12 protein-coding genes are annotated in these 14,151 nt (G+C 70.6%); 3 read left to right on the top strand and 9 right to left on the bottom strand.

From position 1 onward, the window contains the following. Positions 1 to 20 precede the first annotated feature (20 nt). Both ACFY8U_RS01050 and ACFY8U_RS01045 read right to left on the bottom strand, forming a co-directional pair. Entirely contained in the window at positions 21 to 1,184 is a 1,164-nt protein-coding gene (locus ACFY8U_RS01050; protein WP_389563972.1) for a serine hydrolase domain-containing protein, read from the bottom strand. 242 nt (positions 1,185 to 1,426) lie between these two features. After that, positions 1,427 to 2,230, bottom strand: coding sequence for an endonuclease I family protein (locus ACFY8U_RS01045; protein WP_389563969.1), 804 nt, complete (start codon positions 2,228 to 2,230; stop codon positions 1,427 to 1,429). A gap of 313 nt (positions 2,231 to 2,543) precedes the next feature. Between ACFY8U_RS01045 and ACFY8U_RS01040 the strand changes: the two genes are divergently transcribed. Continuing rightward, positions 2,544 to 3,899 (top strand): flavin-containing monooxygenase, encoded by a 1,356-nt coding sequence (locus tag ACFY8U_RS01040; protein WP_389563966.1) that lies wholly within the window; start codon positions 2,544 to 2,546, stop codon positions 3,897 to 3,899. Between the two features lie 20 nt (positions 3,900 to 3,919). Here the strand turns inward: ACFY8U_RS01040 and ACFY8U_RS01035 are convergent, their stop codons facing one another. From ACFY8U_RS01035 to ACFY8U_RS01005, 7 genes are all read right to left on the bottom strand, one after another. Beyond that, entirely contained in the window at positions 3,920 to 5,080 is a 1,161-nt protein-coding gene (locus tag ACFY8U_RS01035) for a tryptophan dimethylallyltransferase family protein (RefSeq protein WP_389563963.1), read from the bottom strand. Positions 5,081 to 5,311: 231 nt separating this feature from the next. Continuing rightward, the gene (locus ACFY8U_RS01030; RefSeq protein ID WP_389563960.1) at positions 5,312 to 6,655 is read right to left on the bottom strand and encodes a cytochrome P450; all 1,344 of its coding nucleotides are present in this window, start codon (positions 6,653 to 6,655) and stop codon (positions 5,312 to 5,314) included. Between the two features lie 15 nt (positions 6,656 to 6,670). Beyond that, positions 6,671 to 7,264: an ATP/GTP-binding protein gene (locus ACFY8U_RS01025; RefSeq protein ID WP_361431839.1), complete on the bottom strand. Its 594-nt coding sequence runs from the start codon at positions 7,262 to 7,264 to the stop codon at positions 6,671 to 6,673. Beyond that, a complete protein-coding gene (locus ACFY8U_RS01020) occupies positions 7,239 to 7,619 on the bottom strand; it encodes a DUF742 domain-containing protein (RefSeq protein ID WP_389563957.1) in 381 nt (126 codons plus the stop codon). Before ACFY8U_RS01020 ends, ACFY8U_RS01025 begins: the two co-directional genes overlap by 26 nt. After that, positions 7,616 to 8,017: a roadblock/LC7 domain-containing protein gene (locus ACFY8U_RS01015; protein WP_361431845.1), complete on the bottom strand. Its 402-nt coding sequence runs from the start codon at positions 8,015 to 8,017 to the stop codon at positions 7,616 to 7,618. Before ACFY8U_RS01015 ends, ACFY8U_RS01020 begins: the two co-directional genes overlap by 4 nt. After that, the gene (locus ACFY8U_RS01010; RefSeq protein WP_389563955.1) at positions 8,014 to 9,183 is read right to left on the bottom strand and encodes an ATP-binding protein; all 1,170 of its coding nucleotides are present in this window, start codon (positions 9,181 to 9,183) and stop codon (positions 8,014 to 8,016) included. Before ACFY8U_RS01010 ends, ACFY8U_RS01015 begins: the two co-directional genes overlap by 4 nt. Before the next feature lie 276 nt (positions 9,184 to 9,459). After that, positions 9,460 to 10,443 (bottom strand): LuxR family transcriptional regulator, encoded by a 984-nt coding sequence (locus ACFY8U_RS01005; RefSeq protein WP_389563952.1) that lies wholly within the window; start codon positions 10,441 to 10,443, stop codon positions 9,460 to 9,462. A 186-nt stretch (positions 10,444 to 10,629) separates the two neighbouring features. On the opposite strand from ACFY8U_RS01005, the gene ACFY8U_RS01000 reads away from it, so the two are divergent. Both ACFY8U_RS01000 and recQ read left to right on the top strand, forming a co-directional pair. Then, the gene (locus ACFY8U_RS01000; RefSeq protein WP_389563949.1) at positions 10,630 to 12,042 is read left to right on the top strand and encodes an aminopeptidase P family protein; all 1,413 of its coding nucleotides are present in this window, start codon (positions 10,630 to 10,632) and stop codon (positions 12,040 to 12,042) included. Positions 12,043 to 12,135: 93 nt separating this feature from the next. Further along, positions 12,136 to 14,148: a DNA helicase RecQ gene (gene recQ, locus ACFY8U_RS00995; RefSeq protein ID WP_389563946.1), complete on the top strand. Its 2,013-nt coding sequence runs from the start codon at positions 12,136 to 12,138 to the stop codon at positions 14,146 to 14,148. Positions 14,149 to 14,151 lie beyond the last annotated feature (3 nt).

Genomic DNA, 14,151 nt, shown 5'->3' with positions numbered 1-14,151 from the left:
GCGCGTGAAGGTCCGGTGACTCAGCTGACCGTCAACGGCGTTCCCGGCGCGAGCTCGGCCGCGATGAGCTCGGCGACGTCCTCGGCCGTGTTGCCGTCGGGCGTGTTCGCGGTCTTGGTCGTGGAGACGGCGATGGCGAGACCCGCGGAGGGGAGGTACGCCTGGATCGCCGCGTAACCGGAGAACGACGGGTTCTGTACCAGCCAGGTGTTGGCCACGATGATGCCGAGCCCGAAGTGCCAGGCCTCGGTCTGCGGCAGACAGATCGTGGCGGGACAGGTGGCGGTCGGGACGCCGAGGCCGACCGTGCCCGGGTTGACGAACGTGCGGTAGGAGCGGGGCGAGAGGAGCTCGCCCGTGCCCATGGCCCGCGCGGAACGTGCCAGGTCACAGATGTCGGTCGTGATGACCGCGCCGGGCGCGGTGGTCCACGATGGGTTCCAGTAGGTGGACTCCTCGTAGATGCCGCGGTCGGAGGTGAAGGCGTGCAGGGCCGGGAGCGGGATCTCCGGGGTGAAGTTGTTCTGCGTGTTGCGCAGCCCGAGGGGACGCCAGACCCGCTCCTCCAGGAGCTCGTCGATACGGGTGCCGGTGATCTTCTCCAGCGCGATGCTCAGGAGCAGATAGTTGGCGTGGGAGTAGCTCCAGTTGGTACCCGGCTCGTACCAGAACGAGTGGCTGAAGGGGTACGCGAGGAGCTGCTGCGGGGTCCAGTGGCGGAACGGATGGGCCGTCAGCTCGGCGAGGAAGGCCGGGTCGGTGACGTAGTCGTGGAGGCCGGTGGTGTTGGTGGCCAGCATCCGCAGCGTGATCCGGTCGGCCTTCGGTACGAAGGGCAGCCAGCGCTCCACGGTGTCGTCGAGGCGGACCTCGCCCTCCTCCACCAGCTGGAGGAGGGCCGTTCCGATGTGCGCGAAGGCCACGGAGCCGGCGCGGAAGTGCATGTCCGGCCGGGCCGGGACACCCGTCATGGACTCGCCGAGCGCGTCGGTGACGACCTCGCGTCCGTCGACCGTGACCCGCAGCTCGACGGAGTTCAGCTTGAGGTCGGTCCTGGCCTTGCGGGCGATGTCCAGGACCTCGCGTGCCTGGCCGCCGAGGGGGCGCTCGGTCCTCACACAGTCGCGCCCGCCGGGGCCTCCGGGACCTTCGGCGAGGGCGGGCGCGACGGCAGTGGTCTGCACCGTGACGGCGAGGAGCGCGGCACAGAGCAGGGCCGCCCTGCGAACACCCGCACGAGCGCGCGGGCGTGTGGGGGGGGGTGCGTGTCATGAGCGCACTATGGAGGGAGGCCGGTGAGGAAGCGGCCGAACACTCCGTGGAAGGGAGCAGACACGCCCCATGTGGGGCAGAGCTCACCACCCCGGCGGCCCCTGGGTGCCGGGCTCCTCGCCCGTGGCGCGGAGCCCGGCGGATCACGACCGGACTACCAGATCGCCTCGACCCATTCCGGGTGGTCGATGAACGGGTTGCGGTTGCCCTGGTAGGTGCCGAAGATGATGTCGTTGCGACGCTCCTCGAAGGCGCTCGGCGGGTCCTGCTCGTTCCACTGCTTCAGGACCGAGAGCCGGCCGTGCCAGGGCACACTGCCGTTGGAGGTCGATTCGTTCGGCTCCAGGTCGGCCCAGGCGTCGTCGCCCTCGTAGCGGACGGCCATGTAGAGGATCATGCGGGCCACATCGCCCTTGTCCGCGTTGCGCGGCTCGAACGAGTTGGAGTCGGTGTAACTGCCGGGCGCGCCGCTGACCGCGCTGCCGCCGTTGTCGAAGTCCTTGTTGCCACGGATGCTGTTGACCTGGACGTCCGCCGGACGCAGGTGGTGCAGATCGGTGCCGGGGCCCGCCGAGGTGCCGAAGTTGCCGTGGGACTGGGCCCAGACGTGCTCACGGTTCCAGTCGCCCACGTCGCCGCCGTTGAGGCTCTTGCTGCGCGAGGCACCGCTGTACAGCAGGATCACGTTGCCGCTGTTGTTCGGGTCCTGGTCCGTGACCTTGAGCGCGTTCCAGACGGCGTCGTACGAGATCCTGCTCTGGCTGCTGATGATCGTGTGCAGCGAGGACTTCAGGCTCGTACCGGTCTTGCCGATCGCGTTCTTGTAGTACGTGCTGTCGTACGCCGTGGTGGTGGCGCTCGCCGGCGTCGCGGCGACCGTCGGGAGGGTGAGACCGATGAGGACCGCGGATATGGTGGCGGCCAGGACCTTCCATCTGCCGCTGGGCACAAAGGACATGGGGGGACCTTTCGGGGGACGGGGACGCGCCGGGCGTGCGGCGCCGGACTCAACGGCGCCGCGATCTACGCGGGTTGCGTTTCTGCCAGCGGGAGCGTGCCATGGCGGAGTGGCCGGATGTGTAACCCGGAGAAGGCTTTTCCGTGACGTTCTCGCATACGGCACGCCCCGGCCGTTGCCCCGCCCGCCCGGCACCTCGGAAGATCACCTTCGAACGGTGATCGGTATCGTGAGACCTCCGGGCTCCCGTACGGGGGACAGCGGCGCCAACCGCCCCCGGCGCGAGGACGGATGGTGTGCTGTGGAGGGATCCATGGGCGGGTCACGTACGGTCGACGTTCCCCCTGCCGCGACCGTGTGCGTCATAGGGGCGGGCCTGTCGGGCCTCGCGACGGCACGCGCGCTCTCCGCCAGGGGGATCGACTTCGTCTGCCTGGAGAAGGCGCCGGACGTCGGAGGGATCTGGCGTCAGCCGGGGGCGGGCGAGCGGGGGCCCGGCTACCGGTCCCTGCACCTGAACACCGCCAAGCAGCTGACCGGGTACAGCGACTTCCCGATGCCGGCGGAACTGCCCCTCTACCCGGGACATGCCGATGTCGCCGCCTATCTACGGGCGTTCGCCGAGTGGGCCGGGCTGCTGCCGCGTGTCGAGACGCGTACCGAAGTGCTCTCCGTACGACAGGACGGCCGGTGCGACGACGGTGCCGGCGGCTGGACCGTCACCAGTCGGGACGCGCGGGGTGAGGTGACGCAGCGGCGCTTCGCGCACGTGGTCGTCGCTTCCGGTCACAACACGGTGGCGGCGCCGCCGAATCCCCTGCCGCCCGGTTCCGAGTCGTTCACCGGAACGGTTCTGCACTCCCTCGACTTCCATGACGGCGCCGACTTCGCCGGACAGCGGGTCGTCGTCGTGGGGATGGGGGCGTCGGGTGTGGACATCGCCTCGGACCTCTCCCGGCACGCGGAGCGGACCGTGCTCTCCGTCCGCCGGGGGCTGCACGTCGTCCCCAAGCAGCTCTTCGGCATGTCCGTGGACCTCATCGCCGACGCGCCCTGGTGGCAGGACATGTCCTTCACCGAGCAGCGGAACTTCGTCGAGCAGGCGCTGCTCGTGGCCCGAGGGAAGCTCTCGGACTACGGCCTGCCCGAGCCCGACCACCCGATCCTCTCCTCTTCCGTGACCATCTCCGACGAGATACTCAGCCGGATCCGGCACGGCGGTGTGATCCCCAGACCCGCGATCGACTCCCTCGACGGCGATCGGGTGACCTTCACCGACGGAAGCGTGGAGCGGGCCGACGCGATCGTCCACTGCACCGGGTTCCGGATGGACTTCCCCTTCCTGCCCACCGGTTGTCCGGCGGGCGAACGGCAGGAGGTGGTCGAGCTGTACGGGCGCGTGGTCGCACCCGACCGGCCCGGCCTGTACTTCGTCGGGCTGATCCGCCCCGTCGGCTCGATCACGCGCCTCGTCGAGGCCCAGGCGCGGTGGGTGGCGGGGATCGCCGGGGGTGACGTCACCCTGCCGCCCGCCGACGTCATGCGTGAGGAGATCGACGGCTATCTCAAGGGCATCGAGGCACGCTACGGGCGGACGGAGGGCGCCGCCTCCATCCAGGTGGACGTCGGCCCCTATCTCGGGGAACTGCGCGAGCTGCAGGACACGTAGCGACCGTCCGCGGCGAGCGGTCAGTGGACGGCCTGGGTCGTGCGCGGAACAGCCTCGGTCGCGCGCGGCACCGGTACAGCGACCGGCGGTCTGACCTGATACGCCTCCGAGGAGATGTAGGCGGTCACCCGAGTCGGCTTCCCCCGCTGGTGGACCAGGGCCAGGTAGGCGATCAGACCCACGCCGTCCTCGGGCCGCCGGCCGGTGACGGCGCTCAGGGCCCGGACGAGCGGGGCGGGGTCCATGCCGTGCCGTCGCAGCAGGGTCACCGCCCGGTCCAGGGCCTCGCCGTCGTGCCGGGCGTAGTCCCGGACGGGGATGTGCAGGGTGAACCCGCTGGGCAGGTCCGCACCGGCCTCGGTGAAGGCGTGGCAGGTCAGTCCCGGCCGCCGGTCCAGCGGTACGTCGAGACCGTCCCGCGCGTCGAGCCCGCCCAGGGGGCCGAGGCCGTCGGCGTCGGCATCCGAGCCGTCGGAGCTGTCGAGCCCTGCGGCCGTGCGGAAGAATCGCGAGATGTCCCCGCCCCGCGGACCGCCGGTCATCCGGGAGAGACCGGCCGCCTTCCGGGCCGACAGGTCGTCGTGCACGAGGTAGACCTTCACCCGGGGTTCGTTCCAGTCACCCAGGTCCAGGGCGACGAAGAGATGACGGTCGCTCGGGGGCAGCGCCGCGAACGCCTGCCCGTGGCCGAGCCGGCGCAGGGCCTCCCGTACCGTCCCGGCGGAACGTTCCTGCCCGGAGGCCGCCGGATTCAGATACACCTTGACCTTGGGCACGCCGCCCGGGAGCAGCTCCAGCGCGCACCAGAGCGCCAGCGGCCCCTCGGGGTGCTCGGGGAAGAACAGGTCCTCCAGTTCGTCGAGCCGCACCGTGTCGAAGCCCCACCGCCGCGCCATCGCGCGGACGGCCCGCAGACCGACACGCCCGTTCTCCGCCAGGCCCCCCGCCTCGCACCCCGGCTCGAGGAGGACCCGCAGCGTCGGTCCCGAACCGGCGGTGAAGGCGAGCGAGAACTCCAGCGGCGTGTGGTCGTCGGAGAGGAAGGAGGCGTAGGGCGGCGGCAGATCGAGCGGCCGCTCGGCCACCGGGCCCATGACCGTGAGCAGCGTCCGGGCGTACTCCGCGGAGTCGGAACCGCTTAACCCCGCGACCTCGCACAGCCGCAGGGCCTGTCTCGCCATATGACCCCCGAGCGTCTCCCCGGGTCTGGGCGCCCAAGAAGATACCCGCCCCGAGGGGCGGGTATCGAGGGGGCCGAACCCGGGGAGGTGACGCATGACATCGGGGTCGGTGGATATCTGCTCCATCGACACCTCCTCAGCCTCGTAAGCACGCCTGAACAACGCGGTGCTCACTACCCCCGAGGTGAACGGTTCATGCGGCGCCGGACGAGCCGGTGAGAGTTGCCTTGGTCACTTCGCCAGCCAGTTGAGGAACTGGCTCCACATTCCGCCGCGCTTGCGGCCGCTCGGCTCGGCCGAGGCGTCGGCCGCGGGCCGCGCCTGCGACGTGTCGGCCGTCCGGCGCACGGTCTCGACCGGCGTGAACCGGACGGGCAGCGTGGTGAGGCCCCGGTTGAACGGGCCCGGGCGCCAGACGAGGCTCTCCTCCGGAACAGCCAGGTCGACGTCGGGGAGCTGGTTGAGCAGCTTCTCGATGGCCGTGACGGTGATCTGCCGCGCGGGCTCCTTCGACGGGCAGGCGTGCGGGCCCGCGCTCCACGCCAGATGGGACCGGTTGCTGCCGGACGCGCGCGCGGCGGACAGGTTCGGCCCGGTGTTGGCAGCCGCGAAACTGACCAGCATCAGGTCGCCCGCCTGGAGCTTCGTCCCGGCGAACTCCATGTCGGTGGCCGGGTAGTGCGGCGCGTAGTTGGGCATGGGCGGGTTGTCCCACAGGGTGTCGTCGAGGGCCTCGTCGATCAGACCCCCGCCGTCGGCATAGCGGTCATGGGTCAGCAGCCGGTGCAGGGTGTTGCCGACCAGATTGCCCAGGGGATCGGTGCCCGCGCCGAGGAGCAGGGCGACCTGGTGGATCATCTCCTCGTCGGTCAAGCGCGCCTGATGCTGCATCAGCCAGGTGGTGACGTCCTCGCCGGGCCTGGCGCGCTTGAGCGCCACCAGTTCGCCGACGGCGCCGAAGAGTACCTCGACGGCCCGCTCGGCGTTGACGCCGTCGAACATGCCGGTGATGCCGAACAGCACGCGGTCGCCGATGTCGGCCGGGCAGCCGAAGAGTTCGTTGAACACGAACAGCGGCAGCTGCCGCGCGTAGTCACCGAGCAGGTCCGCGGAGCCCCGTGCGCCGAACCGCGAGACGAGGTACTCGGAGACCTGCTCCGTGGTCCGGCTCAGCTTGCGCGCGTCGACGCGGGCCATGCTGTCCGTGACCGCCTGGCGCAGTCGCAGATGATCGGCGCCGTCGCTGAACATGCAGTTGGGACGGTACGCCAGCACCGGCACGACCGGGTTGTCCGGGCTGATGAGCCCCTCGTTGAGGTGCCGCCAGCGGCGGGCGTCCTTGCGGAAGGAGCCCGAGTCCTGGAGGAGTTGCAGGGCTGTCGCGTAGTCCGTGACGAGGGTGGCCTCCACCCCGGGAGCGAGCTCCACGGGCGCGGTCGGACCGAAGTGGCGCAGATAGGCGTAGTACGCCTGCGGATCGGCCTGGAACTCCGGCCCGTACAGCGGTACCCGGCCGCCGTCGGCGTGCGCGGGGCACCCGGGCGGGGGCACGGGTGCGGTGGAACGAGCGTCCATGATGTCTCTCTGCTTCTAGTGAGCGCGGTCCAGCAAATAGCGGACGAGGGTGATCAGCGCGTCGGCGGACGACTTCTCGTCGCGCGCGTCGCAGGTGACGACCGGGGTGTCGTCGAGCAGGTCCAGCGCCTCGCGCAGCGCCCGTTCCTCGCGGTCCCTGGTGCCGTCGAAGTGGTTGACGGCGATCGCGTAGTCGAGGCCGTACTGCTCGATCAGATCGATCACGGCGAAGGAGTCGGCCAGCCGCTCGGGGTCGACCAGCACCAGCGCCCCGAGCGCGCCGCGCGCCATGTCCTCCCACATCTGGACGAACCGCTGCTGCCCGGGCGTCCCGAACAGATACAGCACCACGCGTTCGCTGATGGTGAGCCGGCCGAAGTCCATGGCCACCGTGGTGGTGGTCTTGCTCCGGACGCCCTTGAGGTCGTCGTACGACTCGCCGGCGCGGGTCATCGTCTCTTCTGTGGTCAGCGGAGGGATCTCGGAGATCGCGCCGATGAAGGTGGTCTTGCCCACGGCGAAGTGGCCGACGACGAGGATCTTCACGGCGGTCTGCGTCGCGCCGGCGCGCACATAGGCCTGCTCATCCAAACTTGGCGCGGAGCCCATTCAGTACCTCCTCGAGAATGTCTCGGTCCGCGAGCGCGGCACGCTGCACGGGTGGGCGCGTGATGAGGTAGCCGCCCTCGTCGAGGGCGGAGAGCAGGATCCTCACCACGCCGATGGGCAGGCGCGTGTGGCCCGCGACCTCGGCGACCGAGAGATAGCCGGCGGTGCACAGGTCCAGCAGGCCCTGCTCCTCGGGAGAGAGCCGGGTCGGGCGCCGCTGCTGCCCCTCCTCGGCCGCGGTGACCAGCGTGACGAGGGACAGCTGTTCCTCGTCGGGCAGGCCGCGGCCCTTGGTGATGACGTACGGGCGAACTAACTCCGCCGCCTCGAAGCCCAGTTCGTCGAAGCCGCTCATGAGCGGACGCCGAGGTTCTCGCGCGGCGGTGTCGTCAGGGCCTTCCCCAGCTGGCCGACGAGCTGCTGCATCCGGAAGGTGATGTCCTGCATGTCGACGTCCGGCGAGGCCGAGACGCCGAGATACGCGCCCTCCCCGGCGGAGATGAGGAAGACCCAGCCACCGTCGAACTCGACCAGCGTCTGGCGCCACTGGAGGCGCCCCTCCTGGACGAAGAACCCGAGCGAGCGGCTGAGCGACTGCATGCCGCTCATCGCGGCGGCGACGGTGTCCGCGTTGTCCTTCTCGAAGTCCCTCGTCCGGGCCATCAGCAGACCGTCGGCGGAGACCAGGACTGCGTGCAGCGCCCCCGGTATCTCCAAGGCACTGTCAAGCATCCATGACAGATCGTCTTTCACGAGATCTCAGGCCCTTCGCTGCTCGCATCACGTGTGCTGCTCGTCTGATCCGCCGCGTCCGGGCGCGTGGCCCGTCCGGACTGCGTGCCTCGCTGGAAGGCCCCCATGATCGCCGCGGTCTCCGCGCCGGAGCGGGTGGACGCGGGTGCGGTTGCCTGGGTGCCGCTGACGATGGCCATCGGCCGCTTGCGACGGCGCCGCGGCAGACCGTCGTCGGTCGTGGACGCGGTGACCGCGGGCGACGGCCCGCTCGGGTCGGTCACGGCGGCGGTGGGGACGGACGGCGCCGGGGCCTTCTTCTCCGGCATGCCGGTGAGCATCTCGTGCGGCAGGAGGAGGACCGCACGGACACCTCCGTAAGGGGAACTGGAATCCACGGAGACCTCGAATCCGAAGCGCTCACAGAGCACGCCGATGACGGCGAAACCGAATTGCGGCGGGCTGCCGAGTCCGGATACACCGGAGATGCGCTCGCTCGTCAGGAGTTTCGCGGCGCGGGCCCGCTCCTCGTCGTTCATACCGACACCGGCATCGTCGACGACGATGCAAATACCCTTGGGCACGGTACGGATATTGATTTCGACGACGGTGTCCGGGCTGGAATAGCTGGTGGCGTTGTCGAGCAGCTCGGCGAGAGCCAGCGCCACCGGTTCGACGGCCCGGCTCGTGATACCGAAGTCGACCTGCGAAAGGATTTCGACCCGACGGTAGTGCCGGATCCTTCCCTGCGCGCTGCGGACCACGTCGTACACCGACGCGACCTCACGCTGCCGCCCCAGCCAGCCGTCGCACAGCACGGCGATGGACTGAGCGCGCCGGCCGAACTGGGAGTTGGTGTGGTCGATCTCCAGGAGATCATGGAGAATGACGGAGTCGCCGTACTTGCTCTGCAGTCCCGAGATGACCAACTGCTGCTCGGCGGCAAGGCCCTGGAGCGTCCGCATGGCGGACTTGAGGACCGATTTCGTCGAGTCCTGGGCCCGCTCCTTCTCGTCCTCCACGGATTTCGAGTAGCTGTTCTCCAACTCGGCGTAGTGGGCCTTGAGCTCTTCGGCCTCCTGTCGTAAAGTCCGTATCGCCTTGCGCTGGCGAATGATTACGACTACGGCGCCGATCGTGGCGGCCAGGAGGACCCAGAGTGCTGGGTTCTGTGCGTAATGCGTCATAAGGCTCTCTTCAGGCGATTGACGGTCAGTCGCTGAATTCCGTCAATACGGGTGGACCGGCGGACCGTCCGTACCGGGGTACCTGCCCGGATGGTCGCCGTGGTCGGAGATGTCGTTGTGCATCCATCCACCGCTCCGCAAGCGTCGTGATCTTATCACCGGACGAACATATGACCGATCGTCACCAAAGGGACGTACGAGGGTCATTGGCGCCGCGAGTGACGGACTTCCGCGAAGTGAAGGCGCGTTGAATTCCCGCTGCCGGAGCGGCTCGTCTCAGAGCCAGCCGTGGCGCTGCGCCTGCAAGGCCATCTGGAAGCGGTTCGCGGCGCCGAGGCGGGCCATCAGGATCTGCAGCCGGCGGAACAGGGTGCGGCGGCTGATTCCCAGTTCTCGGGCGATGACGTCGTCGGTCGCGCCGCCCGCGAGCAGCCACAGCAGGCGGCGGTCGGCGGGGGGCAGGCCGCCCGGGCGGGTGGTGTGGCCGTGGAAGGGCAGGGCGTTCTGCCAGGACTGCTCGAACAGGGCGACGAGCGCGGAGAGCAGCCCGCTCGGCTGCACCACCAGCAGCGTGTTGACCACGTCCGCCTCCTTGATCGACAGCGACACCAGCGCGTACGCGTCGTCGATGATCAGGAGCTTGACCGGCACCGACGGCAGCACCCTGGCCTGTTCACCGGCCTCGACGCAGGGCTCGATGACCTCCTTCAGATGGCCGGGGTGCTCCAGCGACTCCCGCGAGTACACGACCCGCTGCGTCACTCCGCGGGCGAGCGTGGCCAGCGCGTCCTCCGTCGCCCCGGAGAGCGGGAAGTACGGGGGCGATTCGAACTGCCGGATCTGCTCGCGGGCGCTCGCCCACGCCTGGCGCATCCTCGGGCCGACGGCGTCCCCGGTGACGACCTCGACGAGATGGTCGTCGTACGCGGCGAGCCGCCGGCGCCGGAACGACTCGAACGCGCCGCCGACGGCGATCCGCGACTCCTCCAGCTCGGCCGCACGGTGCCGGGCGAGGATCTCCAGACCCGCCGCGGGCGACACCGGAGCCACCACGTCCGCGTCACCCTCCGCGGCGCTGGCAAGCCCGGCGTCGGCCAGTTCGCCGTAGGCCGCGGCGAGCTCCTCCCCGTCCAGACCGGCCGCGGTGCCGATCGCGCTCAGTGGAGCGGGCGCCCGTTCGAGCAGCGCCAGATAGACCCGGCAGGCGGCCTCGTCGACGCCCAGGAGCCGAAGGGCCTCGCCGAGTTTCGCGTTCGTCATGCGACGCATTATCGACCGGGCTCGCGTCCCGGGCATGGCCGATCTGTGCCAGTGGCACTCCTGGGCACCCGGCGCACGCGTCCCGGACTACCGTCCGGACCGCGTCCTGCCCCGCGCAGTACGCGATCCAGGAACGAGTACGCAGTCCAGGAACCCGCCGGTACCGACGGGAAGAAGGGGAACGCCGTGGCCAAGGGCCGAAAGAACGGTCTGTACGCAGGGATCTCCGAGGAGCTGTCCGCCCTCATGCGCACGGGGTGGGCCGACACCGAGCGGCACGACCTGACGCTCGACGAACAGGCTCCGTACGCGGCCCGCCGCCGCGCCGCGCTCTCCGCGCGTTTCCCCGGCGAACGCCTCGTGATCCCCTCGGGGAGCCTCAAGGTCCGCTCGAACGACGACACCTACCCCTTCCGGCCGTACTCCGGCTATGTGCACATGACCGGGGACCAGGCACGGGACGGCGCGCTCGTCCTCGAACCCCGCGCGGACGGCGGCCACGACGCCTACTGCTACCAGCTGCCCCGGGACGGCAGGGACGACGACGAGTTCTGGACGGGCCCCACGGCGGAGCTGTGGATGGGCCGGCGCCGCTCCCTCGCCGAGTCCGCGCGCGTGCTCGGGCTCGCCTGCCGCGACGTCCGCACCGCGGCCGACGACCTGGCCGCCGCCTCCCGCGTCCCCACCCGGATCGTCCGCGGCGTCGATCCGACACTGGAGGCCGCCGTCACCACCGACGAGGAGCGCGACGACGCGCTGGAGGAGGCGCTCAGCGATCTCCGGCTCGTCAAGGACGCCTGGGAGCTGGGCGAGATGCGCAAGGCCGTGGAGTCCACGGTGCGCGGATTCACCGACGCCATCGGCGAGCTCTCCCGGGCGGTCGCCTCGTCCGAGCGCTGGATCGAGGGCACCTTCTTCCGCCGGGCGCGCCTGGAGGGCAACTCCGTCGGCTACGGATCGATCTGCGCCGCCGGCGAGCACGCCACGATCATGCACTGGACGGACAACGACGGGCCGGTCCGCCCGGGGGAGCTGCTCCTCTTCGACGCCGGCGTCGAGACGCGCACGCTCTACACGGCGGACGTCACGCGCACGCTCCCCATCAGCGGCACGTTCACCCCGGTGCAGCGCCAGGTCTACGACGCCGTGTACGAGGCCCAGGAGGCGGGCATGGCCGCCGTCAAGCCGGGCGCCGCGTACCGCGACTTCCACGAGGCGTCCCAGCGCCACCTGGCGGCCCGGCTGGTCGAGTGGGGCTTCATCGAGGGGCCCGCCGAGCGCGCGTACGAGCTCGGACTCCAGCGCCGCTTCACCATGGCCGGCACGGGTCACATGCTCGGCCTGGACGTCCACGACTGCGCACACGCCAGGAACGAGGAGTACGTCGACGGCGTCCTGGAGCCCGGCATGGTGCTCACCGTCGAGCCCGGCCTCTACTTCCAGCCCGACGATCTCACCGTGCCCGAGGAGTGGCGCGGCATCGGCGTCCGGATCGAGGACGACCTGGTCGTCACCGACGACGGCCACGAGAACCTGTCGGCGGGGCTGCCGCGCTCCGCCGACGAGGTCGAGGCGTGGATGGCCCGCGTGGCGGGCTGACCGAGTCCGTTGCGACAGACCCCGGCCCGGGCGGTTGTCCACAGGCTCGGTGGACGGGCCGGGGGTGTCGGCGCACGCCGTTAGGCTTGTCGAATGGCCCTTCCGGATGCTTCCCCCGCGATCTCCGACCCCCTCCAGGTGCTTCACCGCGTCTTCGGCTACAGCTCCTTCCGAGGCGAGCAGCAGGAGATCGTCGATCAGGTCGTCGGGGGCGGCGACGCCCTCGTCCTGATGCCCACCGGCGGCGGCAAGTCGCTCTGCTACCAGATCCCGGCGCTGGTGAGGGACGGCACGGGCATCGTGATCTCGCCCCTCATCGCGCTGATGCAGGACCAGGTGGACGCGCTCAACGCCCTCGGGGTGCGGGCCGGATTCCTGAACTCCACACAGGACCCGTACGAGCGGCAGACGGTCGAGCAGGCCTTCCTCGCCGGCGAGCTCGACCTGCTCTACCTGGCCCCCGAGCGGCTGCGCTCCGAGGGGACGCAGCGGCTGCTCGACCGGGGCACGGTGTCGCTCTTCGCGATCGACGAGGCGCACTGCGTCGCCCAGTGGGGCCACGACTTCCGCCCCGACTACCTCGCGCTCTCCATGCTGCACGAGCGGTGGCCGAAGGTCCCGCGGATCGCGCTGACCGCGACGGCCACCGAGGCCACCCACGCGGAGATCGCGGCGCGCCTCGGTCTGCAGGACGCCCGCCATTTCGTCGCGAGCTTCGACCGGCCCAACATCCAGTACCGCATCGTCCCCAAGAACAATCCCCAGAAGCAGGTCCTGGAGCTGATCCGCACCGAGCACGAGGGGGACGCCGGAGTCGTCTACTGCCTCTCGCGCGCCTCGGTCGAGAAGACCGCGGCCTTCCTCGTCGAGCAGGGGATCGACGCCCTGCCGTACCACGCCGGCATGGACGCCCGGGCGCGTGCGGCGAACCAGGCCCGTTTCCTGCGGGAGGACGGGGTCGTGATGGTGGCGACGATCGCCTTCGGCATGGGCATCGACAAGCCCGACGTCCGTTTCGTGGCCCACCTCGACCTGCCGAAGTCGGTCGAGGGCTACTACCAGGAGACCGGCCGGGCAGGCCGCGACGGGGAGCCGGCCACGGCCTGGCTGGCGTACGGGCTGCAGGACGTGGTCCAGCAGCGCAAGATGATCGACGGCTCCGAGGGCGACGAGACGCACCGCCGCTCGCTGGCCGCGCATCTGGACGCCATGCTGGCGCTCTGCGAGACGGTCGGATGCCGCCGGGTGCGGCTGCTGGAGTACTTCGGACAGTCGGGCGAACCCTGCGGGAACTGCGACACCTGTCTGACCCCGGCCGAGTCCTGGGACGGCACGGTCGCCGCACAGAAGCTGCTGTCCACGGTCTGGCGCCTGGCGAAGGAGCGGCGCCAGAAGTTCGGCGCCGGTCAGATCATCGACATCCTCCAGGGCAGGAAGACCGCCAAGGTCATCCAGTTCGACCACGACGCGCTGTCGGTGTTCGGCGTCGGGGCGGACCTGGGCACCGCGGAGTGGCGCGGGGTCGTGCGCCAGCTGCTGGCACAGCGGCTGCTCGCGGTGGAGGGCGACTACGGAACACTGGTGCTGACGGACGCCAGCGGCGAGGTGCTGGGCGGGCGCCGTGGCGTACCGATGCGCAAGGAGAAGGCGCCCGCCGCCGCGGCCCGGACGGGTTCCGGCTCGCGCTCCGGCAAGGGCGCCCGGGTGCCCGTCGACCTGCCGGCCGAGGCCGTCCCGGTCTTCGAGGCCCTGCGCGCCTGGCGGGCCGCGACGGCGAAGGAGCAGGGCGTCCCGGCGTACGTCGTCTTCCACGACGCGACGCTCCGTGAGATCGCGACCCTGTTCCCGGCCACGGCCGCGGAGCTGGGCACGGTCGGCGGCGTGGGCGAGGCCAAGCTCACCAAGTACGCCCAGGGTGTCCTGGACACCCTGGCCGAATGCCGCGCCCCCGGGGCGGCGGCGGCCGCCTCCGCCGCGGCGACGCCCGCGCCCGCGGCGCCGACCGGGTCCGCCCGGCGGGGCCCGGACCCGGACCCGTTCGACGACGAGCCGCCCGCCGACCCGGACGAGGAGCTGGATCCGCCGCCCTGGGACGACTGGCAGTAAGGG

The sequence above is a fragment of the Streptomyces sp. NPDC012508 genome, from assembly GCF_042902595.1.
Taxonomy (GTDB): Bacteria; Actinomycetota; Actinomycetes; order Streptomycetales; family Streptomycetaceae; genus Streptomyces.
The sequence above is the reverse complement of the archived record's forward strand: the minus strand, read 5'-3'. Positions and strand labels throughout refer to the sequence as shown.

Excerpts from the sequence above, each read along its gene's own strand:
- ACFY8U_RS01045 (WP_389563969.1), bottom strand. The coding sequence starts at position 2,230 with ATGTCCTTTGTGCCCAGCGGCAGATGGAAGGTCCTGGCCGCCACCATA.
- ACFY8U_RS01040 (WP_389563966.1), top strand. The coding sequence starts at position 2,544 with ATGGGCGGGTCACGTACGGTCGACGTTCCCCCTGCCGCGACCGTGTGC.
- ACFY8U_RS01035 (WP_389563963.1), bottom strand. The coding sequence starts at position 5,080 with ATGGCGAGACAGGCCCTGCGGCTGTGCGAGGTCGCGGGGTTAAGCGGT.
- ACFY8U_RS01030 (WP_389563960.1), bottom strand. The coding sequence starts at position 6,655 with ATGGACGCTCGTTCCACCGCACCCGTGCCCCCGCCCGGGTGCCCCGCG.
- ACFY8U_RS01025 (WP_361431839.1), bottom strand. The coding sequence starts at position 7,264 with ATGGGCTCCGCGCCAAGTTTGGATGAGCAGGCCTATGTGCGCGCCGGC.
- ACFY8U_RS01020 (WP_389563957.1), bottom strand. The coding sequence starts at position 7,619 with ATGAGCGGCTTCGACGAACTGGGCTTCGAGGCGGCGGAGTTAGTTCGC.
- ACFY8U_RS01010 (WP_389563955.1), bottom strand. The coding sequence starts at position 9,183 with ATGACGCATTACGCACAGAACCCAGCACTCTGGGTCCTCCTGGCCGCC.
- ACFY8U_RS01005 (WP_389563952.1), bottom strand. The coding sequence starts at position 10,443 with ATGACGAACGCGAAACTCGGCGAGGCCCTTCGGCTCCTGGGCGTCGAC.
- recQ (WP_389563946.1), top strand. The coding sequence starts at position 12,136 with ATGGCCCTTCCGGATGCTTCCCCCGCGATCTCCGACCCCCTCCAGGTG.